Here is a 23,227-nt window from a genome sequence, read left to right on the forward strand (position 1 = left end):
CTCCCGACAGGTGGGCGTCTTCCGATCCCTTAACGAGGCGCTTCCAGCCACCCCTGTAGAAAAGCCTGCGAGCTACTTACTCAGAGGCGTCAACTGCAACAGAGGCTGCCGGCAACCAGATGGTAAACCGGCTACCTTTGCCCGGCGTGCTCTCAGCAGCAATTCCTCCGCCCATAATTTCAACGAAGCGCCGCGCCACGGCCAGTCCCAGCCCCAGCCCTTCATGGGTACGGCTGATGCCACTGGAAGCCTGCCAGAACTCGTCGAACACATGCGGCAACGCTTCTTTCGGAATACCAATCCCGGTGTCTTCTACAATGATTTCCACCTGTTCGGCTACCTGCCGAAAACGCACGGTTACCTCTCCGCGCTCGGTAAACTTGACTGCATTATCAAGGAGGTGTTCGACAACGCGCTCAAGCAGATCCGGATCAGCCCAGACCTCCACGATTGGCGCCTGCTGCACGCGTAGCTTCAGGCCTTTTTGTTCAGCCCGCGCGCGATACACGGAAATGAGGGGTTTAAGGTGTGCCGGTAGCCGAAGAAGCTGCCTCCGGGCGCGCAGCGTCTGCGCTTCGAGCTGGGCCAGATCCAGCACTTCCTCCAGCGTGCGCAGCAGGCGCCTACCGCCATCGGCAATCAATTGTGCAAACTCATGGAAGCTGGATCCTGGTGCGGCTTCTTCCCGAATCAGATCAGCAAAGCCAATCACTGTTGTGAGCGGCGTGCGTAGTTCGTGGCTCAAATTGGTGAGCAGCGTCGATTTAAGCCGACTCATCGCTTCGGCTTCTTCACGAGCACGGATCAGTTCGGCTTCGTAACGGAGCCGCTCAGTCAGATCCCGTACGATCAGGAGCGTGCCGGTGCTGGCTTCCTGCGTGATGACGGTAGCGGACAGCTCGGCCGTAAAGCGCGTGCCGTCGCATCGGACGGCGTCGACCTGCACCGGGGTTTCGGTCGACGCCGGTAGCTCCGACAGGCCAGGCAACAGTTGCGTGACGGGCTGGCAGAGCACTTCGTTGGCCCGACAGGCAAAGAGGCGTTCCGCTGCCTGGTTGAACAGCACGATCCGCTGCGTTTCATCCAGCAGCAGGATTGCATCGCCGGCCTGTTCAAGCACAGCGCGCAACTGCCGCTCTCGGGCCTGTAGCAATTCTTGCTGGCGCGACCGCTCCAGCGCCACAGCCGTCAGGTGGGTGGCCAGCGCCACCAGTTCGCGGTCCCGTTCATCAGGAGGCCGCGGCTCTCGATAATAGAGGGCAAACGTGCCCAGCACGGTACCATCGGAGGCAAGGATCGGCGTTGACCAGCAAGCCCGCAGGCCATGGGCTAGCGCAAAGTCCCGGTAGGGGGCCCAGCGCGGATCGGTGGCAATGTCTTCGACAATCACGGTGGTGCGATGATAGGCGGCCGTCCCGCATGAACCGGCAGCTGGTCCAATCCGTTGTCCATCAACCGCCTTTCGATAGGCTTCAGGCAGACTGGGTGCTGCCCCATGATAGACACGATCTCCCCGGAGGAGAAGAATAGAAGCAAGTGCTCCTGAGGTGCTTTCTGCTTCAATCCAGCACACAATTTCTTCCAGGACCGTCTGCAAGGACTGTCCCTGGGCAATTTTTTCCAGAATCGCTGCTTTCTGTTGCAGCAACCGCTTGAATCGTGCCTGACGCTGTCGCTCTAGCTCCTGCTGCCATGCATGACCGGCCAGCTCGGCCAGGGCTTCCAGTTGCAGGCGTTGCTCGGGCCCAAAGCGACGCGGGCGCACGTCGGCAAGTGATAGTACGCCAATGGTTTCCACAGGAACGCCGGCATAAAAGCGCAACGGGGCCCGACTGGACGACTCGGTAACATCCTCCAGCACCAGGGGGGCGTGCCGCGCGCGCACCTGCGCATCTAACGCAGCGGTATCTAGCTGAAGGGATGTACAGGCCTCCGTTTCCCAGACAAGGCTTTCGGTCCGCAGGCGCACGCACGGCACCCGAAACACTCCAGCCGCAAGCGTTAACAGCAGACGAATGAGTTGGGTAAGGGCATGTCCTGTCGATGCTTCAGACCGTGGTTCCATTATGCCGACCCTCCCTGAACCTCCTCAGCATCCTCGCGCTACTCCCGAACGGCACTGCAGGTGAGCAGCACAGGGGTTGAAAGCTTAGGATGCTCAACGCTATTCTGCATGCGCAATTCTGCGTATAGAAGCTATTTTCTTACAAAGTTTTATATTCCTAAATATTGTTTTCAATAACGATAGCATCTATGAACTTATAGATGCATGAGACAGCGTCCACTTTGGCTGACGCGCGGCGTTGCAGCGGCTTGCGGAGCCGCTGTTCAGCCAGTCTTTCCGTTAAAGAGGGGGATTCGGAGGTGCGAGGGCTCCGCGCCTGATCTTTAAGTCGGTGGCATTAATCGGTTGCTCGTTCAAGAATGAGCTGCACCAGGCGATCCAGCACTTCATGTTTTGACACAAAGGCATCAGCGCCTCGCCGGCTTGCCTGCTCCTGGTACCATTCGCTGTCGTGCGAAGTCAGTACAATAATGTAAGCGGAGGGGGCTGCGGCTCGCACTTGAGGTAGCACATCCATTCCGCTCTGGCCAGGCATGGAGAGGTCTAGCAAAATAACTTCGGGTTGCAGCGCCTGACTCAAGGTAATGGCTTCTTCTGCTTTATGGGCAACGCCGACCACTTCAATGCGTGGCTCTGTCCCCAGAAAACGGAGCAGATACTGCACAAAGAGGGGTTGATCGTCGATCAGCAAAACCGTCACCGCACCCGCCATATGGTGAAAGAGCGGTTTTTTTTCAAGAAAAAAGTAAACCCCTCTTTCACACCCAATACGCAGGGCTACGTAAAGACAAAAGGGTTAGAACCGGCGGGGTTGCACCAGGCCACGTTGCACTGCATAGTGGATGAGCTCCGCCTGGCTATGCAAGCCGAGCTTGGCCATTAAGTTCTCTCGATGCTTTTCAACGGTACGAGGGCTAATGAAGAGACGCTCGGCAATTTCTCGGCTGGTATAGCCTTCGGCTGTCAGATGCAGGATCTGGCGTTCTCGGTCGGTAAGTGTTTCGTACGGATCTCGAGGTTCACGTTCCTCGTCGGCCTGCGCCAGCAGGCGTTCCGAAAGCGGGGCGCTCAGATAGCGGCGCCCCTGGTAAAGCGCTTCCAGCGCACGGACCAGTTCTTCCACCGGACTCCCTTTCAGCACGTAGGCCATGGCACCGCTGCGCAGCGCTTCCACCACGTAGGCATCGTCGTCATACATCGACAGCACCAGCACACGCATAGAGCGGGCCCGTCGACGCGCCTGCCGCAGCACTTCCAGTCCATTCAGTCCCTTGAGCGATAGATCCAGCAAAAGCAACCGAGGCCGGTGCGTTTCAATGAGCTGAAGCGCTTCCAGTCCATCCCCTGTCTCAGCTACGATCTGACACCCCTGTCGCTCCAGCAACATGCGCAATCCCTGTCGAACAATAGGATGATCCTCAACAATGATGGCCGTCCAGTTGTTATTCATAGCGAAACTTCTGTTGATACCAGACGATTGGCTTCTTCAGGAATCGGTAGCAGGGCGCTCAAGCGCGTCCCCTGTCCGGGTTGACTTGCAATTTCCAGCCGTCCGCCCAGCAATTCGATGCGTTCTCGCATAGCCGCCAGCCCCATGGATCGCCCGGCCGCAAATACCGCCTGGGGATCAAATCCTATTCCCTGATCTTCAACCGTCAGCAGAAGTTCCCGGCCGGTAAGGTGCAGACGCACTGTAACGTCTGAGGCCTGTGCGTGCCGGGCAACGTTTGTGAGGGCTTCTTGAACGAATCGATACGCTGTCAGTTCAACCAGTTCGGGCAGCCGGTCTTCAGGATTCAGAGCAGCCGTCAGATGCACCGTAATGCCTGTCTGCTTCTGGTAGCGGCCAATATACGCCTGCAAAGCTCCGACCAGCCCCAGTTCATCCAGTAGCGGCGGGCGTAGCTGGAGCGTAAGTTGACGAATTTCCTGACTGAGCCGATCGATCAGCTCTCGCGCTTCTTGCAGGTTCTGGGCCAGCGCATGCTGCTCTGCCCGCACCTCCGGCTTCGCCATGCCCAGGCAAAGCTGCGCCGACGTTAACAGCGCACCCACTTCGTCATGCAACTCCCGGGCAATACGCCGCCGCTCCTCTTCATGGGCAATGAGTAGCCGCCGCGAAAGTCTGCGGAGTTGCATAAATAACCGGACATTTTGCAACAGCACCGATGCCAGCGCAGCCAGAGACTGGAGCAGCGCCCGCTCATAGGGTGCAAAAGCATCCGCCCGGGTGAAGCTGTCGGCGCAGATCACTCCCTCCAGGGTATCGTCCGTACGGATAGGCACTGCCAGAGCTGCCTTCAGATGCCGAAGCGCAGGTACCGTTCGGGCCTGCAGCACAGCCGCCTCCACTGGATCCAACGTGTCGATCGTCTCCAACCGATTAATCAATTCCGCCGTAAGGGGGAGCGCAAAGCCCGGTTTCAGTTCCTCAGGCCCTCCATTGCGCTGCACCAGCACAAACCGATCCCCTCGCCGCATCCAGAGCAACACCGCATCGGCCGAAGGCACAATTTTCCGCACCGTCGCCACCAGCTCTACCTGCAACCGCTCACAATCCGTTGCTTCGCTCATAAGCTGCCGACTGACTTCCAGCAACCGCTCCAACCCTTCCCGATAGCGGGCATTTTCACGGGCAATGCGGTTACGCTCAGTCACATCCTGCACCAGCACCAGCACAGCCGGCCTTCCCTCCCACTCAATCAGATGAGAGTCAATTTCCACCTCCAGCAGACGTCCATCCCGCGTTAAATGGCGCCAGGGTCCTGAATGCTTAAATGCCCCTCGCGGCGCCCAGGCACTGGCCGCCACCCTGGGCCGGTCCTCCTCTGGACGAATGTCCAGAATGGTCATGCGCCGAAATTCCTGCTCATTGTACCCATAAAGCGCAACAGCCGCCCGGTTTACCGCCAGAAAACGGAGCGTCTCCAGATCATAGATCCACATAGGCCGAGGGTTGTGCTCAAACAACAGCCGATAGTTCGCCTCCGACTCCTTCAATCGCTTCGTCTGCTCCAGAAGCAACCGCCGCCCTATCTGCATCAATCCATAAAGCCCCAGCGCCGAAAGCGTCACAAACACAACCCCCTTGGCCGTCTGCCAACGCGTAAGCGTGGCCGGATCCACCCCGGCTTTCAATAAGAGATGATCCGAAAGGAAAACCCAGAGCAGTCCTACCCCCCAGTACAGCAACGCAATGCCCGCAGGGTCCATCCAGAAACGCCGTTTCTTTCGTCGCACACGCATGGGCTCTTGAACAGCCATGCCCGAATGGACTATCTGTTTCATCAAATAAAAAAATGTGAAAAAATGCAAGTTCTTTTTCTCTTCTTTCGGCAAATTGATGTTTGTCCTATCTCCCGATAGGCTCTCTGACCTGCTCCAGCAAGTGCTCTCTCCTAGAAAAGCAATGGCACACGGGCCGGGCCTGTGCGCCCGTCAACACCAGCTTTCCCAACAAAAACAGCGCCAGCGTAAAACAGGCATTCTTCCGGTCCACTATGTTTTCCTCGAAGCCCAGGTGAGCACCTGCTCCGGCAAAAATTGCCCGCTACCTGCAACCTTGCCGCACGGACCCAGGCGACTTCGCATGTAAGCAACGACCGCTGCTGGCATGCCCTGCACCTCTTCGCCCGCTAACGCGCAGTTATCCTACGCTCCGAAACGACCGGACCCGCATACGAATCGACAGGAGCTGCACGTTAGGCAAATAGTCGACTTAGCATACCCTGAGATGCAATGCGACCGACACGGTACGTGCTCCTGATATGCGCATTGCCCTTGCTGAATGGATGGGCGCAAGACGAACCCCGCCTTTTTCAATTCCGGCTGTTTTCCAGAGGAGCCTGCCCCTGTCCTCCCGGTGAAGTGCTCACGCAGCCCCCGGTTGATCGGGCCATGATCCGAACGCCGCGCACGCGCTACCATCCGCACATACGCCTGGTTCGGCCGGCACCCGCCGTACAGCCGCATTTCCGTAACCTGGCCTGTCGTCCTCTGCGCCAATGGGCCAAACGCACCGCGCCTCAGCGGCCTGAACGCTGGCTCAAAAAATGGAGGCCTTTTTCCAATCAGTCACGACAGAACCTCCCGAATGAATCGGTACGCTTCATTTTCCCGTCGATCTTGAAGCAATCCGCAACGTCCGCTGTAAAAAATGCCCCTGCCGGACCCACCTGACCGCTTCGCCGTTCTGCTCTCGAAGTAGCTAACCCGTGCGACACCCTTATGCACAACCGGCGACGGTGCCTCCTTATCTGGGTACTGCTGCTCGGAAGCCTGCACGGAGCCGCCGCGCGAGGCCAATCGGTTCCAGCGGCTTCCGTGCTGGACGACCCGCTGGTTCGCGCCGAAGGTCGCGCCGGATTAGAGCGTCTCTACGACCTCGACTTTGCAGGCGCCCAGCAGCATTTTGCACGCATTACCCAACGCTACCCGGACCATCCCATCGGGCCGTTTCTGACCGGCCTGAACCTCTGGTGGCAGATCCTGCTCGACCTGTCCGACCGATCCCGAGACCAGGCCTTCTATGAGCTGATGGAAGCTGTGCTCCAACGATGCGAACGCATCTTGCGCCACGATCCGGACAACCTCGACGCCCTCTTTTTCAAAAGTGCCGCTTTAGGCTTCCGAGGACGGCTTCGCGCTAATCGTGGCGACTGGTTCCGAGCCGCGCTCGATGGCAAACGCGCACTCGATGCCGTCATGGCCCTGGCACGCCGACGCCCCCAGAATCCTGACTTTCGCTTTGGGAAAGCACTCTACGACTACTACGCCGCTGTCATCCCAAAACGCTACCCTTTTGTTAAACCGGTCATGCTCTTTTTCCCCGCCGGCAATCGCGAAGCCGGCCTGCGCCAACTGGAGGCCACCGCCCAAAACGGCTACTACATCCAGGCAGAAGCCGTCTATTTTCTGGCGCAGATCTATTACCTTTTTGAGGAAGACTACGCGCGCACTATAAAACACGTGCGCTGGCTGCGCACCCACTTTCCCAACAACGGCTACTTCCACGCCCTGGAAGGACGCGTCTACATTCGCTGGGGCTACTGGCAACAGGGGCGCCAGACCTTCAAAGCCGTGCTGGCCCGCTTTCAGGAAGGCCACCGAGGCTATAGCGCCGCACTGGCAGAACAGGCCCTGTATTTCTTAGCACTTTCGTATATGCTCGAACGCCGCTACCAGACCGCACTGGACTATCTCCTCAAACTGGAAGCCCTCACCGCTCGTCGCAACGAAGACACGTATTTCAGGGTTATGGGACGGTTGCGACAGGGGATGGCCTACGATGCGCTGGGACAGCGCGAAATTGCTATCCTGCGCTATCGCGAAGTATTGCAAATGAAGGATTTTGGTCGCGCCCACGAACGCGCCCGGCAATACCTGAAAACGCCCTACCGGGGCTGAACCTCCTCTGCTTCCGGTCGTAATGCACCATAACCCAACGGCAGAGCGTGGCCCAGACCATGTGGATTCGTTATACGCAATGGGACCCCCGGCGACACGGCCAGCATCTATCAACCTTTGACCGACTCTTCGAACTCTTCAGACAACTGCTCCATTTTACCGCCGGAGACGCAGCCGAAGCACTCCGCTGGCTCAGCCAGCTCGACCAGGAGTACGGGCTCACCGATGAAGAAATGGGGCTGGGCGACTTTATTGAGGAGCTCAAACGCCGCGGCTATCTGCAGGACGACGCACGCACAGGCGTTGTGCACCTGACTCCGCGTATGGAGCGCACGCTGCGCCAGAGCGCCCTCGAAGAAATCTTTCGCAAGCTGCGGCGAGGCAGCCCGGGCCAGCACAAAACCCCCTATGCAGGGCAGGGAGATGAGCGCCTACCCGAAACACGCCCCTGGCAGTTCGGTGACGACCCGCACCGGCTGGACCTGACGGGCACCCTGTCCAATGCCTTCCGCCGCAGCGGCCTCGACCAGTGGTCGCTGCGTGAAGAAGACCTGGAAGTGTATGAAACCGACCATCACACAAGTGTGGCAACCGTACTGCTGATCGACCTGTCGCATTCCATGGTACTCTACGGCGAAGATCGCATTACGCCAGCCCGCAAAACAGCACTGGCCCTGGCTGAACTGATTACCACCCATTATCCCAAAGATACGCTCGACATTGTAGCTTTTGGCAACGACGCCTGGGAAGTGTCGCTCAAAGAACTGCCCTATCTGCAGGTCGGCCCCTACTACACAAACACCCGGGCAGCTCTTCAACGCGCACGCCAGATTCTGCACCGCCGCAAAAACCGTAACAAGCAGATCTTCCTGATTACCGACGGTAAACCAAGCTGTCACTTCGAAAACGGCCGCATGTACCGCAACGCCTTCGGCCTGGATCGCCGCATTGTCAACAAAGTGCTCGACGAAGCCGTGCGCTGCCGCCGCGAAGGAATCACAATCACTACGTTCATGGTAGCACGCGATCCCTATCTACAGCAGTTTGTCCGGCAACTCACCCGAGCCAACCGAGGACGCGCCTACTACGCCAGTCTGGACCGGCTTGGCACCTACCTGTTTGAAGACTACGTGCGCAACCGCCGCAAACATCTGCGCTGAACCCCATGCCCGCCCCTTTCCGTCCCCGCAAGCGCCTGGGCCAGCACTTTCTGGTGGATCCCAACGTTGCTCGCAAAATAGTCGAGGCGCTGCAGGCCTCACCTGAACAACCGGTGGTTGAGATTGGTCCGGGCACCGGAGCCCTGACAGGCCTCCTACTGGAACGCTACCCCCGTCTAACTGCCCTAGAAATCGACCCCCGCGCTATAGCCACGCTGCAAACCCGATGGCCGGCACTGGACGTACGCCACGCCGACGTGCTCACCGTAAACTGGGCTGAGCTGGCTGCCGAAAAAGGAGAAAAACTTCATGTAATTGGCAATCTTCCGTACTACATCACCAGTCCCATCCTGTTTGCGCTGCTGGACGCCCGCGACGTGCTCGCCGAAGCCGTGCTCATGATGCAACGCGAAGTGGCCGAACGCCTTGTTGCTTCGCCCGGTAGCAAAACCTACGGCATCCTGAGCGTCATCGCCCAGCTCTGGGCCACTCCTGCGCTGTTGTTTCCCGTCTCGCGTCACGTCTTTCGGCCCAGGCCCCGCGTCGAAAGCGCCGTCGTCCGCCTGACCTTCGCCCAGCCGCTTCCTGACGTCGATCCCACGCTGCTGCGCCAGGTGATTCGCACGGCCTTCAACCAGCGCCGCAAGACGCTGCGTAACAGCCTGCGCCGTCTGCTACCACCCGGACAAACACTCCCCGCGCCCTGGTCTCAGGCCCGCGCTGAAATGCTTACGCCGGCCGACTATGTGGCCCTGACCCGCTGGCTTCAACGATCCTCCCCGCCGTTCTCTCCGAAAGGCCTCCCTTCACCCATCTCCGATCCTCTGAAGCGGCAGCCCCAGTCCCATGCAGCCACTCCCTGTTCTCCGGCAGAAACGGAAGCCTCCGACCCTCCGTTATCCGAATAGAAAAAGGCTCCATATAGCAAAAGCCGTACGTGTCCCGTATTTTGTCCAGGTAAATTACGTCCCTGTGAAACTATGCCCATGGAACCCCTGATTTTGCGGCATGGCGGCTCGGTCGGCTGGATTGAGGTGATCTGCGGCTCCATGTTCAGTGGCAAAACCGAAGAGCTGATTCGCAGGTTGCGTCGCGCGCAGATCGCTCGCCAGCGCGTAGAAGTCTTCAAGCCGCGGATGGACCGGCGCTATAGTGAAACAGAGGTTGTCTCGCACGACGAGAACGCTCTGCGTTCTACTCCGGTCGACAACGCCGAGCAGATCCTGCTACTGGCCGGATCAGCCGACGTGGTAGGAATCGATGAAGCCCAGTTTTTCGACATGACGCTGGTGGACGTATGCCAGCAACTGGCCAACGACGGGAAACGGGTGATTGTAGCGGGGCTGGACCAGGACTACATGGGCCGACCGTTTGAACCTATACCGCAGCTTATGGCCGTGGCCGAGTACGTCACCAAGCTACATGCCATCTGCGCCGTCTGTGGAGCCCCGGCCAACCACTCCCAGCGCCTGACCAATGAGGAAGGGCGCGTGGTGCTGGGCGCAGCCGATCGCTATGAACCCCGCTGCCGCCGCTGCTTTCAGCCGCCCCGTCCCTCTGCGGAGCGTCCTTTCAGAGCAGTGGCTCCGGAGGCGGCGCCGCGTTCCGACGCTCCGCAAGCTCTACCAGCCGCTTCAAGTGCTCGGCCATGTGAAAAATGACCACGATCAGTTCCAGATAAATCCGAATGCCAATAGCCCCCAGCACAAACAGCAGAGGAGCCGCCATCAGATACAGCAGGCCCAGCTCTATGCCCAGCGTAAATCCGGTCCCTACCATAACAACCATAGAGAAGCCCCACGCAATGAGCGCCAGTCCATAAAGGAATCGAATAAGGCGAGACGTAATGAAGTCCGAGAAAGAAAAGTCAAATAGCGTGGCCAGAAAACCTTTACGGGATTCCATGAATCGCCCGGGTTTTGTTAACGAACAGGACCGTGCTTCACAAGATATTCGCCCCGGGATCCACGCGCAAACCGGGCGATCCTTTTGCCGGGTAGATCGTTCTGGAAAAGAAACCCTGCGTCCCTGACCCCCGCCTTGCGTTATGCAGGAACAGCGTTACCTGGTAGCTGCCCGTAAGTACCGCCCGCAGCTTTTTCGCGAACTGGTCGCCCAGGAACACGTAACGGAAACGCTAAAAAATGCGCTTCGCCTGAACCGCCTGGGACACGCCTATCTGTTCAGCGGTCCGCGCGGGGTAGGAAAAACAACGGCCGCCCGCCTGCTGGCCAAAGCCATTAACTGCCAGACCCCCCTGGAAGCCCGCGAGGACGGCGCCGAACCCTGCCGCCAGTGCGAGGCGTGCATCGCTTTTGAGGAAGGGCGTAGCCTGAACGTGTTTGAAATCGATGCGGCCTCGAACAACAAGGTGGAAGACGTTCGGGAGTTGCGGGAGACGGTTCGGGTTCCCCCGCAGGGCGCGCGCAAGAAGGTCTACATCATTGACGAAGTGCACATGCTTTCCAACGCGGCCTTTAACGCCCTGCTCAAGACCCTCGAAGAGCCTCCTCCTCATGCCCTGTTCATTTTCGCTACCACAGAACCCCACAAGGTGCTGCCCACCATCCTTTCTCGGTGCCAGCGTTTCGATTTTCGACGCATTCCTGTAGACGCTATTGTAGCGCGGCTGCGCGAAATCTGCGCAGCCGAGGGCGTGGAAGCCGACGACGAGTCGCTTATGCTACTGGCCCGCAAAGGGGACGGTGCCCTGCGCGATGCTCTTTCAGCGTTTGATCAGGCGGTTTCCCTTTGCGGTACCACGCTACGCTACGCCGAACTGGCGCAGGCGCTGGGCGTGGTAGATCTTGACCTTTACTTTACGGTAACCGAACACGTCCAGGCAGGCAACGGGGCCGGCATGCTTGCCGTGGTTGAGCAGGTAGTACGCGCCGGCTATGACTTGCAGGAGTTTGCGCTCGGGCTGGCAGAACACCTTCGCAATTTGCTGGTGGCCCGCACAATGCCTGACCTTTCTCTCATCGAAGCGGGTGAAGCCACGCGTCGACGGTACGCCGAAGCAGCCAGCGCCTTTGAAGAGGCAGATCTGCTGCGCCTGCTGGGCCTGGTGGCCGATCTGGAGACGCGCCTGAAAAGTAGCGCGCAGCCCCGGCTGCAACTGGAGTTGACGCTTCTGCGCATGGCCAGCCTACCCCATGCCATCGATCTGCGCCGGGCGCTCGCGTTGTTGGACCAACTGTCCCAAACGCCGCCGCGCCTTGACTCGGGAAGTCCGCCCCCTGCCCGCTCGACTGCCAGCGGAACAGGCACTCCACCGACTCCGCCAGCAACTCCGCGCCCAGATCCCACGCCTTCTGCCCGCCCGAATCTCGCTGCCGACACAACCCGTCTGTTTGGCCCGCCTGCTCTGGAAACCCTGAAACATGCCCGTCCTGAACGTCCAAGTGGCCAGGCCGCGCTGGCCACTGCCTCCGAAACCGACGTGCTGGTTGCCGACGCGCCTTCTACCCTGTTGGAAACGCTGCGGATGCGCTGGTCCACCTTTGTGGAGCATGTCCTGCAGGTTCGCCGCCACGTAGGCATGGTGCTAACCGATACCCATCCTGAAGCAATTGAGGGCTCCCGGCTCTGGATCAGGGTTCAGGACCGGGCCTATGAACGATTGCTGCAAAACCAGGCCGACTTTCTGTTACAGCAGCTCCACGCCTTCTTCGAGGAAACAAGATGCCTTACGGGCCTGCGCTTTCGCGCTGCCGAATCCGCTCCGGAAGCATCTGGACCGGAGCCTTCCATGGCCCCAGCGCCTGAGCCGGAAGACCCCACGCAGGTGCTGGAACGCCTGCGCCGCACGTCGCCCGTCGTGCAGAAACTCCTTGAGCAGTTTGGCTGCGAGCTGTTCTGGGGCAACGGCCGTTGAACCCGGAATTATGCCAGGCGTTCATCCTCTGTAACGCACCAGCAAGCACAGCAAACCCATGGACGGATCGCTGAATTTAGGCGACGTGTTTGGCAAGGTGTTAGAATTGCAGCAGCGCCTTGCGGAAACGCAGCAGACGCTGGGTAACCGCACAGTTACAGTCGAGACGGGCGGCGGGCTTGTGCGCGTCACAGCCAACGGTTTGCAGCGTATCGTCCGCATTGAGGTAGATCCGGAGGCCTTCCGCACTGAAGAGCAGGACATGCTGGAAGATCTCATTGTAGCCGGCGTCAACAAGGCGCTGGAAGAAGCGGCACAACTGACCCGCGAAGAAATGCAGAAAGCGGCCGGATCTGTGCTCCCCCCGGGTCTGAACATTGATTTGAGCGCACTGGGTCTGTGAGCAATGAGCTTCACGTCTCCGTCGGTTGAAGCCCTCGTTGAGCAGCTCATGCGGCTGCCCACCATTGGGCGCAAAACCGCCCAGCGGTTGGCAGCATACATTTTGAAGATGCCCCGCGAAGAGGTTGAAGCACTGGCCCAGGCCCTGCTTGCCGTTAAGGATCGGGTGCGCCACTGCGCGATCTGTTTCAATGTGACCGACGAAGTGGTCTGCACGATCTGCCGCTCCCCCCGTCGCGACCACACAACCATTTGCGTGGTCGAAGAGCCCAGCGATGTGCTAGCGCTGGAGCGTACGGGTGAGTACCGAGGCGTGTATCACGTGCTCGGCGGCGTTATCTCGCCCCTGGATGGTATTGGCCCAGACGACCTGCGCATTCGGGAACTTGTGGAGCGGGTAGCCCCTGCTTCCAACGATCCAGAGCGGGCTGCGCACTACCCGGACGGCCAGATCCCTCGCATTCAGGAAGTGATTCTAGCGCTGAATCCCAACGTTGAAGGCGACACCACCGCCTACTATCTTGCCCAACTGCTCAAGCCTTTAGGCGTTCGCGTCACCCGTATTGCGCGCGGCTTGCCCATAGGGGGCGACCTGGAGTATGCCGACGAAGCGACGCTCTCGCGCGCGCTGGAAGGACGCCTGGCGCTTTAGCCGAACGAACCGCCGTAATGTGTAAAGCCTTTTCGAACTGCACAATTTGGTCTTAAAAATGGATGTTTCTGGCCGTATCTTTGAGCGAATCCGTCATCGCCTGGCCCCCTGCAAGCTGTCTCATAACAAGCCATCATGCGCCTGACAATCATTGGAGCCGGAGCTATTGGTTCGGCCATTGCCTCGTTTCTGGTGCGGCAGCCTGAAGTCACGCAGGTACAGGTTTGCGACGCCCGCGCGCGCAACTTACAGGAGCTGCACGACCGGCTCCAGACAAGCCGGCTGCGTTCTTTCCAGATTGACGCGCGCGACCACGGCGTGCTGGAACCCATTCTGCGAGGTAGCCAAGTCGTCATCAGTGCGGCGCCTCCGCAGCTTAACCCGGCCCTGGCGCGTCTATGCCTGGAACTGGGTGTCCACTTCTGCGACATGGGGGGTAACGATCAGACGGTGCGCCAGGAGCTAGCCCTGCACGAAGAGGCGGTCCAGCGAGCGGTCTGGATTGTACCGAACTGCGGACTGGCTCCGGGACTGGTCAACATTCTCTGCCTTCATGGCATCGATCAGTTTGACGAAGTGGAAGCCGCCTACCTGCGCGTGGGCGATGTGCCGCTGGATCCCCATCCGTTCAACTTTCGCATTTCCTGGTCTGCCGAAAAAGTGATCGAAGACTACACGAACCCTGTCCAGATCATTCGCGAAGGGCAGGTGCAGACCGTGGAACCTCTAACCGGCATGGAACGCATTCGCTTCGGCGAGCCGTTTGGTGAAATGGAAGCGTTCTACACCGCCGGCGGACTCTCCACGCTAACCGACCAACTGGCGGGACGGCTTCAGGTACTCGACTACAAAAGCATTCGCTGGCCCTGTCATGCCAGCCAGATGCGTTTTGTGTTGGGACTAGGCTTTGGCGAGCCACGCACCATCGACGTGCGCACGCACCTTACCTATCGCGACGTGCTGGTGCGGCGCATGCGCCAGCGGCTGGGCGGCCACTACGAAGACGCTGTGCTGCTCCGCGTCGCCATTCACGGGCGCAACGCAGGTCAGCCCTATACGCTGCTTTATGAAATGGTAGATCGGTATAACCAGGAACACCAGATCAGCGCGATGCGCCGCTGCACGGCCATTCCTACAGCCCTGGTAGCTCTCATGATCGCCTCAGGCGAGGTGAAGGGCGGTGGCGCGTTACCGCCTGAGCAGGTGGTACCACGAGACCGTTTCTACCAGCGCCTCACGGAACATGGCCTCCCCCTGACCCACCGCTGGTACGAAGGCTATATCGAGGTTACCCATCCGGACCCCGAACGCCTGCTGGCCCGGGCACCTGCGTCCCAAAAGTCAGCCGCCGCGCGGAAAAAAAGCCGAAAGCGCCAGGCGGCTTCCAGTTCGCAATGAGCCTTCAGAGGCGTCTGCCGCGCACCTACCCGGGCATGCGTTAAAATCCGCGGCCGTAAGCGCGCAGCACGGTACCGTTTAACGCAGCACCGGCAGCCGAACACAGATAAACGCAGAGCTCCGCCAGCTTGTCTGCTTCGACACCGGACGTTCCTTCCTGCCCGTCGTACCGAATGACCGAAGGAGCAATGACGTGCGCTGTAATGCCCTGCGCCGCCAGCTCACTACCTATTGCCTCAACCAACCGCACGAGCCCCCCCTTAGCAGCTGAGTAAGCTGCCTGCCGGGCGCGTCCACGGTCGGCTCCCTGCATCGACGCAAAGGCAATCAACCGACCATTGGGGCGCCCGCGCATCAGGCGAGCTGCTTCGCGAAAGCAGAGAAACGTCGAAGTCAGATTGGCATCCAGCAACGCGCGCCAGTCGTCCAGCGTCATCTCCAGGAAAGGCCGCTCTGCCCACAGCCCGGCCGCATGCACCAGCACATCAACATAGCCAAAACTGTCCCAGATCTTGCCAAAGCAGGCAGCTACCTGCGCCTCATCGGCCAGCTCTGCGTGGAAAACTGCTCCTTCAGCCCCTTCCGGCAACTGAAACTGCCGGGCCTGGTCTGCCGTGCGCACCACCGCCGCCAGACGCGCCCCTTCTCGAGCAAAACGCTGCAGGATGGCCTGGCCCAGTCGCCCACCCGCACCGGTGACCACCACCACTTTATGCGTAAGCGAACGGGTTTCCATCGCACCGGTTGGTTGGTTACACCTGTCCACAAGATAGGCGACACGTGAAAATGGCTCAAGCAGCCGAACGAGTCCGGTGCCGACGCAGCACTTCCTCGTACACTTTCACGTAATCATCTACCATGCGTTCGCGGCTGAAGCGACGCGCGGCATAGGCCCGAATCTTCGCCCGATCCATCTGCCGCAACCGGGGGAGCGCAGCTACCGCCTCTTCTACCGATTGCACCAGCACACCGGTTTCGCCATCCTGGATAATTTCCGGCATAGATCCTCGCGGACGTGCCACCACAGGCGTCCCGCACGCCATTGCTTCTACAACACTGAGCCCGAACGGCTCGTCAAAGTTAATCAGATGCAGCAGCGCATAGGCTTCGCCCAGGAGGCGATCCCGTTCGGCCGGTCCGACCGACCCCAGATACTGAATCTGCGCACCATCGATAAACGGCGCCACTTCTTGCTCGAAGTACGTGCGATCCTGAATAATGCCCGCCATCTTCAGCGGCATACCGCTTCGACGCGCCACCTCAATCGCTTCCCGGGCGCCCTTGTCGGGATGAATGCGTCCAAAAAAGAGCAGATAGTCGCCCGGTTCGGTGCGTAGCGTAAAGGCGTCCAGATCGATTCCGTGATAGACGGTAGCAATGTACTCCAGATCAGGATGCCGGTCCGCGTGGCTAATTGAGACGTAGTAGGTGCGTCCATTATACTTGCGATAGACCGGCAAAATGCGCTCCGACGAAAAGCCATGAATGGTGGTCAGCACCGGCGTGCGAACCAGGCTACTGTAGCTCAGCGGTAGAAAATCAAAGTGGTTATGGATCAGGTCAAACTCATCCGCCCGTTCAAAAACCTCACTGATGTGCAGACACTCCCAGACCTTGGGGTCCAGCGAGGGATCTTCTTCGTAGGGGCGTGGGCAGACACCGATAAGCCGGGCGCGCGTCTGGGAATCGGCCGTAGCAAACAGCGTGACGTCAACGCCCCGGTCTACGAGTCCTTCTGTTAGCAGCCACACGACCCGCTCCCAGGGACCATAATGACGAGGCGGCACGCGCCAGGCAATCGGAGCCAGCATGGCAATGCGCATCGCTCAACGCTGCGCTTGTCCATTATAGTGACCGTTCAAAAGCCAATCGAGCAACTCGCTCAGCCGCGCCTCGGCCACGGCCACGCATGTATCGGCGGCGCCATAATAGAGCCGCAACGTGTCGCCATCCAGCACATAGCCGCACGGAAAGACCACGTTAGACACGTCTCCCACGCGTTCGTACGGGGCCCGCGGTCCCAGGATCCAACCAGGCGCCCGCCGGATGACGCGCGTGGGATTCTCCAGATCCAGCAGCGCCATGCCAACCCGATAAATGTCGCCGGCTACCGTCGTGCGAACGCCGTGGTAGATGAGGAGCCAGCCTTCTGGTGTCTCAATAGGAGGCGGACCGGCCCCTATCCGCACATGGTCCCACCAGATTCCCGGACGCGGGCGCAACACCACCCGCGGACCACTCCAGTGCCGCAGATCCGGCGACCGGCTCAGCCAGATAGCCGGACGCGTCTCACGCCGCATGCTGGAGGTGCGATGTAACAATATCCAGTACCCTCCAATTTTCCGCGGGAGCAGCACGCCATTTTTGTCTTCAGGCGGCATAATCAAGCCGCGCCGCTCAAAATGCTTAAAATCATCGGTCAACGCCAGCGCAATAGCTGGACCCTCCTCCGAAAAGGCGGTGTACGTGACGGCATAACATCCCATCTCTTCAAGCCATACAATGCGCGGATCTTCGATCCCCCAGGCTTCCTCAGGCCAATGCGCTGGATCGGGCACCAGCGTTGGCTCGGGATCAATCGTCCAGTCGGTCAACCCATTGGGGCTACGTGCTACCGTCAAATGAGACACGCCGCGATGGTCCTCTACGCGCACCAGCAGCAGCGTTTCCCCCGTGTCTAAACGGACAGCGGCTGGATTAAAGACAGCATTGCACGGGTAGGGCCAGTCCTCGGCGGTCAGAATCGGATTCCCTTCATAGCGCCGAAATAACTCGCCCACCTGCTGGGGCGCTGGCAGTACTTCATGATCCCGCATAGCCCAGTGCTAGGATGGTTTGACAGCAGATACGGCCAATTCTTCTGTAGAGCATTGATGCAACGCCGCTATTAACGCATGCATCGGAATGCGCGCCCCGAAAATGCGGCTGTCGGCTGCCGCATAAGGTATAATCAGGTTATTCTGCCACACATAATTTGCACACGCAAATAGTACATTATCCACTCCTAACTCTGAATCCCCTACCTTTTCAGCATCCCCACAGGGTCGCATAAGCGGCTCCAACCGAGCGGTTACGGGACGGGGACAGTTAAAATCCAGCAGAGCCACAGCCAGATCGTACTCACGGCGTCCGTCCCAGTCCAAGTGGCCCTGATGATAGACCATCAGGAAGCGTTGATCTCCCAGCGCAATAGGTGGCCCACCGGCTCCAATCCAGGAGCGGGCAAACTCCTGATAGCGATAGCTGGCCATCAACAATCCTCGACTGTAGAAAGGACCTTCCGGTTGGTCGGCCTCCGCCAGATGAATAGCCATGGGATGCCGCCCGTCGAGAGGGCGATGCAGCAAGAGCCATTTGCCATTGACCGGCTCAGGCAAAAGCGCTGCATTTTTATTGTCCACTTCATTTACATTGCCGGCAATCGGTCCATGCAACTCCCAATGCACAAAATCCTGCGTCGTGGCCAGGCAGATATGCACGCGCCCTACAAATGAAGGAAAGCGAGGCTGTTCACTGGAGTAGCCGGTATAAAACAGGTAATAGGTATCACCAATTTTTGTGCACCGCGCATCTTCAGCGCCCAGGTCATGGAAGACGGCCTCCGGGCGAATAACCGGTTCTGGCCAACGCCGCACCAACTCCAGCATGGGCGTCAGTACGGCCAGTCCCAGCGATGACGGAGCATGCCCGGCAGGACTTCCCTTTGCCCCTTGTGCCCGGTAGATCATCACACAGGCACCACCCGCCTTGCGGAGCCGCTCGCGCTCTGCGTCAGGAAGCTGCCAGGCGTCCATAAGGCGCTCCAGCTCCTCCCCGGCTTCCACAAGCACGGCAGCAGGATTTAACACCACGCGCGACTCCCAGGGATGCTGCGGATCTGGCTCCAGTATCGGTTGGCCCCCATGCAGGCGTTCGACAGAAACGGACGCTGACGCTTCAATCGTGCGCAGGGCACGCCCCCGATCACAGGGCATCATGTAAACCCGTGGCATGGTCCAGGTGCGCCGCTGCACCTCCAGCACAAAGTCAACGACATCTTGTAAAGGAGCCTGCGCATGCCCGATTACCCTGTCGGCTGCCCCGTAGTAGAGATGAAGCTGGCCATCAATTACAACCGCTCCCTCCGGAAACACCACATTGGGCACGTCGCCTTCCCGCTCGAAAGGAAGCTGAGGCTCCAGCACAGGCATGGGAGCCCACGCGATGACCCGCTGCGGATCGTCCAGATCCAACAGGGCCACCCCTGCCCGGTACGTATAGGTTTCGTCCACTCCGTGATAAATCAAAAGCCACCCTTCAGGCGTTTCAATGGGAGGCGGTCCGACGCCAACCTTCTTGCGCTCCCAGCGTCGGGACGGACGCAGCACCACGTGTTCGTCCAGATCAGCCAGGTGCCTGTTCCATCGTTCAGGATTGCGCAGCTCTTCCCAGTCCCTGAAGTAAACGATCTGAATGTCCGGCTCAATGCGGTGCAGCAGCGCCAGTTTGCCTCTGATGCGGCGCGGAAAGAGCGCAGCGTCTTTGTCCCGCACCGGTGGCCCGATCACACCGTGCTTTTCGACTTGCACAAAATCGGTCGTTGACGCCAGTCCAATGCGCACGCCGTCGCCCGGTCCAAATGCCGGCGTGCTTAGCACGGTGTGCACGATCCAGTAGCGTCCCTCTAAGAAGGTCAGACGTGGGTCTTCCAGGCCATAGCAGTCGAAGGGTTCGCCTGGCGTCAGCAGTGGCGTTTCGCGCCAGGTGAAATGCACGCCGTCCGTGCTGGTCGCATAGCCCAGCGATGAGATGTAAGGCGCAAAGCCATAGGTAGGTTCGCCGGGCCGCGCCGCTGGCAACCGAAAGCGCCGGTATCCGGCCGGAACGGCCCGAAAGACCAGGTGTACCTGCCGACCGTCGTACCAGGCGCCTGGATTAAAAACGGCGCCCGAAGCCCACGTCAGGTCAGCGCGCGGTGCGAGAATGGGAACGTTTGTCCGTTGAAACAGCGACATTTTCCTTTTGCTTTCGGGCCTTGGCGGGCGAAGCGAGCCAATCGCTTAAGCCCTCAGCTATGTTCCACCGAGAAGTCCGGCGAACGCCACTTTTCACGTAAAGGTTGCGTCCAAAAACATGCCGGGATTCGGCACGCAGCCAAACCCCGGCCCGGATTTCCCACCGACGTCCAGAAGGGTCAATAAGTCAGGCCATATCCATAGGGGAACAGCGGCGCATAAGGCTCGTCGCCCACATTGAGTGGAATCTGCTCCATGGAGCGCGGCCAGGTAAACGGCAGCTTCCCTGTCGGGGCATAGTCTCCAAAGATCACATCGGCCACGCCATCACCTTCGCTGCCGGGCAGCCAGGCTGCAATAAAGGCGTCCGCCATTTCTAACACCTCGTTGATGATCATAGGACGCCCTGAAATCAGAATAACCACCACAGGCACTCCCGCCTCCTTCAACCGACGCACCACGGCTACATCATCGGAATCCAGTGAAAGGTCGGAGCGGTCTCCCAGAAACTCAGCATAGGGCTGCTCGCCAATTACTGCGATCGCTACATCGGCACCAGCAGCGCCGGATCCGTCTTCCGAGTACGTCACTGTAGTCCGGGAGCTTACGGCCTTCCGAATGGCTTCCAGGATCGTGGTCCCCTCCGTAATGTCTCCACTCCCCCCCTGCCAGTCGATCGTCCACCCACCCATCTGATAGCCCAGGTTGTCGGCATGCAGGCCCGCCACATGGATACGGCTAAGATCTTTGGCCAGGGGTAGCGTCCGATTTTCATTTTTCAGGAGCACCAGCGATTTTCGCACCGCCTCCCTTGCAACCGCCCGGTGCTCCGCCGCACCAAATTTTGCCCACAGACGCCGATCAGCAAACACGCGCGACGCCCCATCCATCAGCCCCAGAGCAAACTTGACCCGCAGAATGCGCAGCACGGCATCGTCGATGCGCTCCACAGGCACCCGCCCCTCCTCAACCAGCGATTTTAAGAGTTGGAAGAATTCCCGATAGCGAGTGGGCACCATGGCCATGTCAATTCCTGCATTTATGGCGATCTCAATTGCCGTTTTGTAGTCGGGGTGTACCTGGTCGATCGCGTTGTAGTCCGAGATGACGATCCCCTCAAAACCCAACTCCTTTTTGAGCACCTCGGTAAGCATGTACTTATGCCCCGTCATCTTGACCCCATTCCAGCTACTGTAGGAGACCATGATGGCTCCTACACCTGCCTGAATGGCGTCGAGATAAGGACGGATGTGAATGCGGCGAAAAGTTGTTTCGTCTAGCTGCACGTCCCCCTGGTCCAGCAGGGCCCCTTGCGGCCCTCCGGTGCCAAATGCCGTGCCGCCATCGCCTGCAAAATGCTTGGCTGTAGCCAGCACAGCCAGTGGATGCTGCAACCCCCCGTTTTGCAACCCGCGTATCGCAGCCGCGCCCAACGTAGCAACCAACTCGGGATCTTCCGAAAAGCTCTCGTAGGTGCGCCCCCAGCGCTCATCGCGCGCCACTGCAATGCACGGCGCAAAATTCCAATGGATACCGGTAGCCCGCATTTCAATAGCGGTAATGCGGTAGACGCGCTCTACCAGGTCCGGGTCACGCGTGGCGCCCAACCCGATATGGTGCGGGAAAATGACCGCGCCCTCAACGTTGCTGTGGCCATGCACCGCATCAATACCGTAGAGCAGCGGAATGCCCAGGCGCGTGCGCAGGGCAATAGCCTGCAGACTATCGTACACTTCTGTCCAGGCCTCCAGGCTGTTGCCAGCGGCCGGATCTGAATTGCCCCCACTCAGAATAGATCCCAGGTAATAGGTCTGAATATCATAAGGATCCTGAAGAAACGCCTGCTCTGCTTGAATCATCTGGCCGATCTTTTCCTCAAGCGTCATCTGCTCCAGCAGCGCGCGCGCCTGCTCGTCATAACGGGAAAGCGGTGGAAACGCGGCCGCAGCGTCTGTCTGCTGATCTACCTGACGACAGCCGGCCGCTACAAGTCCAAGCATAAGGCAGCCAATTACCAAGCGCTTCATGACATCCTGAAAGATTGGGGTGGAGCATGGCAACGCCGCTGTCCAGCCATCCACCCGCAACATCGTTCAAAGAAAGGCTGGACTAGCTCCCGAAAATCAATCGATGATCAATTCTTTTTACTTAAAGAGAGTTTATTAAAAACAGAGCATAAACGCAACATGCATCTGGCTTTCTGGAACCAGCGCTGTCCAGTGCGACGAAAAGAATTTTGTCAGAGAGCAGAAACAACACGAGCCGCTTGCCATTCTCTGGCCCGAACCCTTGGTCTGCTGAGATTATTGGCTAAGAATCAGTCCTGGGCTCTGCGCGTGCAGCCAGTAGCGGAACGGAATCAGATACCGTCGGCTTTTTTACGGTACCGCCCAATCGTCGACGACTGGGAGGCCTTCGTCGAGGCCCTGCGGCGGCCGCTGCCGGTGTGCGTGTGGACCAACACGCTCCGCACGACGCCTGCGCAAGTGAAGGCGGCCCTGGAGGCCGAAGGGCTACAGCCGGAGCCGCTCGCGTGGCGCCGCGATGCCTTTCGTCTGCCGCCGGACAGTCAGCCCGGCAACCGGTTGGCCTACGTGCTGGGCCACTACCATGTGCAGGAAGAAGTCTCGCTGCTGCCCGTGCCACTGCTCGACCCGCAGCCCGGCGAACGCATCCTGGACCTGTGCGCTGCCCCGGGCGGCAAAACCGCCCAGATCGCTGTCCAGATGCAAAATCGAGGAACTATCGTGGCCAACGATCGCAACCCCCTGCGCCTGCGCCAGCTCTCCGGCACCATCGAACGCCTGGGACTGCTGAACGTCACTACCACGCTGCACGACGGCGCTGACTTTCCCCTGAACAGCGGACCATTTGATCGGGTGCTGGTCGATGTCCCCTGCTCCTGCGAAGGCAATTTCCGGAAAGATCAGAAAGTAGCCGACGCGTTTGCCGGGGCGCCCGAGCTCTGCGGACAGCAGACGGCTCTCCTGCATCGGGCGGTTATGCTATGCCGGCCAGGCGGACGCATTGTCTACGCCACCTGCACGTTCGCTCCGGAAGAAAACGAGCTGGTTGTCGATACCGTGCTGCGACGCTGGGGCACCGCGCTGCGTTTGCTGCCGGCTCGCATTGAGGGGTTCCGGGGAAGCCCGGGACTCACCGAATGGAACGGTCGTCGTTTGCATCCCTCGCTGGAACGCACCCTGCGCGTCTGGCCCCACCTGAATGATACCGGTGGGTTTTTTGTAGCCGTTCTGGAACGACAGGCGTAAC

General features: G+C 59.4%; 19 protein-coding genes. 9 read left to right on the forward strand and 10 right to left on the reverse strand.

Going from position 1 to position 23,227, the window contains the following annotated elements:
• Positions 1–76 precede the first annotated feature (76 nt).
• The 4 genes from BUA15_RS08955 to BUA15_RS08970 form a co-directional block, all read right to left on the reverse strand.
• Complete coding sequence (locus BUA15_RS08955; RefSeq protein ID WP_072715637.1) at positions 77–2,065, reverse strand: sensor histidine kinase; 1,989 nt, start codon at positions 2,063–2,065, stop codon at positions 77–79.
• A 337-nt stretch (positions 2,066–2,402) separates the two neighbouring features.
• Positions 2,403–2,777, reverse strand: a complete 375-nt coding sequence (locus BUA15_RS08960) for a response regulator (RefSeq protein ID WP_072715638.1) — start codon at positions 2,775–2,777, stop codon at positions 2,403–2,405.
• A gap of 84 nt (positions 2,778–2,861) precedes the next feature.
• A complete protein-coding gene (locus BUA15_RS08965) occupies positions 2,862–3,515 on the reverse strand; it encodes a response regulator (protein ID WP_072715639.1) in 654 nt (217 codons plus the stop codon).
• Positions 3,512–5,311: a PAS domain-containing sensor histidine kinase gene (locus BUA15_RS08970; RefSeq protein WP_072715724.1), complete on the reverse strand. Its 1,800-nt coding sequence runs from the start codon at positions 5,309–5,311 to the stop codon at positions 3,512–3,514. Before BUA15_RS08970 ends, BUA15_RS08965 begins: the two co-directional genes overlap by 4 nt.
• A 981-nt stretch (positions 5,312–6,292) precedes the next feature.
• Between BUA15_RS08970 and BUA15_RS08975 the strand changes: the two genes are divergently transcribed.
• The 4 genes from BUA15_RS08975 to BUA15_RS08990 all read left to right on the forward strand — a co-directional run bounded on the left by BUA15_RS08975 (position 6,293) and on the right by BUA15_RS08990 (position 10,292).
• Positions 6,293–7,471, forward strand: a complete 1,179-nt coding sequence (locus BUA15_RS08975) for a tetratricopeptide repeat protein (RefSeq protein WP_072715640.1) — start codon at positions 6,293–6,295, stop codon at positions 7,469–7,471.
• A 59-nt stretch (positions 7,472–7,530) separates the two neighbouring features.
• Positions 7,531–8,631 carry a vWA domain-containing protein gene (locus BUA15_RS08980; RefSeq protein WP_072715641.1) on the forward strand — a complete coding sequence of 367 codons (1,101 nt, stop codon included), beginning with the start codon at positions 7,531–7,533 and terminating at the stop codon, positions 8,629–8,631.
• A gap of 5 nt (positions 8,632–8,636) precedes the next feature.
• Positions 8,637–9,539, forward strand: coding sequence for a 16S rRNA (adenine(1518)-N(6)/adenine(1519)-N(6))-dimethyltransferase RsmA (rsmA, locus tag BUA15_RS08985; RefSeq protein WP_084660562.1), 903 nt, complete (start codon positions 8,637–8,639; stop codon positions 9,537–9,539).
• A gap of 72 nt (positions 9,540–9,611) precedes the next feature.
• Positions 9,612–10,292, forward strand: a complete 681-nt coding sequence (locus BUA15_RS08990; RefSeq protein WP_072715642.1) for a thymidine kinase — start codon at positions 9,612–9,614, stop codon at positions 10,290–10,292.
• Here the strand turns inward: BUA15_RS08990 and BUA15_RS08995 are convergent.
• Complete coding sequence (locus tag BUA15_RS08995) at positions 10,204–10,536, reverse strand: DUF4282 domain-containing protein (protein ID WP_072715643.1); 333 nt, start codon at positions 10,534–10,536, stop codon at positions 10,204–10,206. The genes BUA15_RS08990 and BUA15_RS08995 overlap by 89 nt on opposite strands.
• 142 nt (positions 10,537–10,678) lie before the next feature.
• On the opposite strand from BUA15_RS08995, the gene dnaX reads away from it, so the two are divergent.
• From dnaX to BUA15_RS09015, 4 genes are all read left to right on the forward strand, one after another.
• Complete coding sequence (gene dnaX / locus BUA15_RS09000; RefSeq protein ID WP_072715644.1) at positions 10,679–12,508, forward strand: DNA polymerase III subunit gamma/tau; 1,830 nt, start codon at positions 10,679–10,681, stop codon at positions 12,506–12,508.
• A gap of 58 nt (positions 12,509–12,566) precedes the next feature.
• Positions 12,567–12,911: a YbaB/EbfC family nucleoid-associated protein gene (locus BUA15_RS09005; RefSeq protein WP_084660563.1), complete on the forward strand. Its 345-nt coding sequence runs from the start codon at positions 12,567–12,569 to the stop codon at positions 12,909–12,911.
• Positions 12,912–12,914: 3 nt separating this feature from the next.
• The gene (recR, locus tag BUA15_RS09010) at positions 12,915–13,562 is read left to right on the forward strand and encodes a recombination mediator RecR (RefSeq protein WP_072715645.1); all 648 of its coding nucleotides are present in this window, start codon (positions 12,915–12,917) and stop codon (positions 13,560–13,562) included.
• Between the two features lie 135 nt (positions 13,563–13,697).
• Positions 13,698–14,960 (forward strand): saccharopine dehydrogenase family protein, encoded by a 1,263-nt coding sequence (locus BUA15_RS09015; protein WP_072715646.1) that lies wholly within the window; start codon positions 13,698–13,700, stop codon positions 14,958–14,960.
• A gap of 40 nt (positions 14,961–15,000) precedes the next feature.
• Here BUA15_RS09015 and BUA15_RS09020 read toward each other — a convergent pair whose 3' ends face one another.
• The 5 genes from BUA15_RS09020 to BUA15_RS09040 all read right to left on the reverse strand — a co-directional run bounded on the left by BUA15_RS09020 (position 15,001) and on the right by BUA15_RS09040 (position 21,981).
• Positions 15,001–15,696: an SDR family NAD(P)-dependent oxidoreductase gene (locus BUA15_RS09020; RefSeq protein WP_072715647.1), complete on the reverse strand. Its 696-nt coding sequence runs from the start codon at positions 15,694–15,696 to the stop codon at positions 15,001–15,003.
• Between the two features lie 55 nt (positions 15,697–15,751).
• Positions 15,752–16,783 (reverse strand): glycosyltransferase family 4 protein, encoded by a 1,032-nt coding sequence (locus tag BUA15_RS09025; RefSeq protein ID WP_072715648.1) that lies wholly within the window; start codon positions 16,781–16,783, stop codon positions 15,752–15,754.
• A gap of 3 nt (positions 16,784–16,786) precedes the next feature.
• Positions 16,787–17,776: a glycoside hydrolase family 130 protein gene (locus BUA15_RS09030; protein WP_072715649.1), complete on the reverse strand. Its 990-nt coding sequence runs from the start codon at positions 17,774–17,776 to the stop codon at positions 16,787–16,789.
• Between the two features lie 9 nt (positions 17,777–17,785).
• Positions 17,786–19,954 carry a glycoside hydrolase family 130 protein gene (locus tag BUA15_RS09035; RefSeq protein WP_072715650.1) on the reverse strand — a complete coding sequence of 723 codons (2,169 nt, stop codon included), beginning with the start codon at positions 19,952–19,954 and terminating at the stop codon, positions 17,786–17,788.
• A gap of 179 nt (positions 19,955–20,133) precedes the next feature.
• Positions 20,134–21,981 carry a glycoside hydrolase family 3 protein gene (locus BUA15_RS09040; RefSeq protein ID WP_072715726.1) on the reverse strand — a complete coding sequence of 616 codons (1,848 nt, stop codon included), beginning with the start codon at positions 21,979–21,981 and terminating at the stop codon, positions 20,134–20,136.
• A gap of 279 nt (positions 21,982–22,260) precedes the next feature.
• Between BUA15_RS09040 and BUA15_RS09045 the strand changes: the two genes are divergently transcribed.
• Positions 22,261–23,226, forward strand: coding sequence for an RsmB/NOP family class I SAM-dependent RNA methyltransferase (locus BUA15_RS09045; protein ID WP_218587572.1), 966 nt, complete (start codon positions 22,261–22,263; stop codon positions 23,224–23,226).
• Position 23,227: the final 1 nt, after the last annotated feature.

The sequence above is a fragment of the Rhodothermus profundi genome (assembly GCF_900142415.1).
GTDB classification, from domain to species: Bacteria; Bacteroidota; Rhodothermia; order Rhodothermales; family Rhodothermaceae; genus Rhodothermus; species Rhodothermus profundi.

Excerpts from the sequence above, each read along its gene's own strand:
- BUA15_RS08955 (WP_072715637.1), bottom strand. The coding sequence starts at position 2,065 with ATGGAACCACGGTCTGAAGCATCGACAGGACATGCCCTTACCCAACTC.
- BUA15_RS08960 (WP_072715638.1), bottom strand. The coding sequence starts at position 2,777 with ATGGCGGGTGCGGTGACGGTTTTGCTGATCGACGATCAACCCCTCTTT.
- BUA15_RS08965 (WP_072715639.1), bottom strand. The coding sequence starts at position 3,515 with ATGAATAACAACTGGACGGCCATCATTGTTGAGGATCATCCTATTGTT.
- BUA15_RS08970 (WP_072715724.1), bottom strand. The coding sequence starts at position 5,311 with ATGCGTGTGCGACGAAAGAAACGGCGTTTCTGGATGGACCCTGCGGGC.
- BUA15_RS08975 (WP_072715640.1), top strand. The coding sequence starts at position 6,293 with ATGCACAACCGGCGACGGTGCCTCCTTATCTGGGTACTGCTGCTCGGA.
- BUA15_RS08980 (WP_072715641.1), top strand. The coding sequence starts at position 7,531 with ATGTGGATTCGTTATACGCAATGGGACCCCCGGCGACACGGCCAGCAT.
- rsmA (WP_084660562.1), top strand. The coding sequence starts at position 8,637 with ATGCCCGCCCCTTTCCGTCCCCGCAAGCGCCTGGGCCAGCACTTTCTG.
- BUA15_RS08990 (WP_072715642.1), top strand. The coding sequence starts at position 9,612 with ATGCCCATGGAACCCCTGATTTTGCGGCATGGCGGCTCGGTCGGCTGG.
- BUA15_RS08995 (WP_072715643.1), bottom strand. The coding sequence starts at position 10,536 with ATGGAATCCCGTAAAGGTTTTCTGGCCACGCTATTTGACTTTTCTTTC.
- dnaX (WP_072715644.1), top strand. The coding sequence starts at position 10,679 with ATGCAGGAACAGCGTTACCTGGTAGCTGCCCGTAAGTACCGCCCGCAG.
- BUA15_RS09005 (WP_084660563.1), top strand. The coding sequence starts at position 12,567 with ATGGACGGATCGCTGAATTTAGGCGACGTGTTTGGCAAGGTGTTAGAA.
- recR (WP_072715645.1), top strand. The coding sequence starts at position 12,915 with ATGAGCTTCACGTCTCCGTCGGTTGAAGCCCTCGTTGAGCAGCTCATG.
- BUA15_RS09015 (WP_072715646.1), top strand. The coding sequence starts at position 13,698 with ATGCGCCTGACAATCATTGGAGCCGGAGCTATTGGTTCGGCCATTGCC.
- BUA15_RS09020 (WP_072715647.1), bottom strand. The coding sequence starts at position 15,696 with ATGGAAACCCGTTCGCTTACGCATAAAGTGGTGGTGGTCACCGGTGCG.
- BUA15_RS09025 (WP_072715648.1), bottom strand. The coding sequence starts at position 16,783 with ATGCGCATTGCCATGCTGGCTCCGATTGCCTGGCGCGTGCCGCCTCGT.
- BUA15_RS09030 (WP_072715649.1), bottom strand. The coding sequence starts at position 17,776 with ATGCGGGATCATGAAGTACTGCCAGCGCCCCAGCAGGTGGGCGAGTTA.
- BUA15_RS09035 (WP_072715650.1), bottom strand. The coding sequence starts at position 19,954 with ATGTCGCTGTTTCAACGGACAAACGTTCCCATTCTCGCACCGCGCGCT.
- BUA15_RS09040 (WP_072715726.1), bottom strand. The coding sequence starts at position 21,981 with ATGAAGCGCTTGGTAATTGGCTGCCTTATGCTTGGACTTGTAGCGGCC.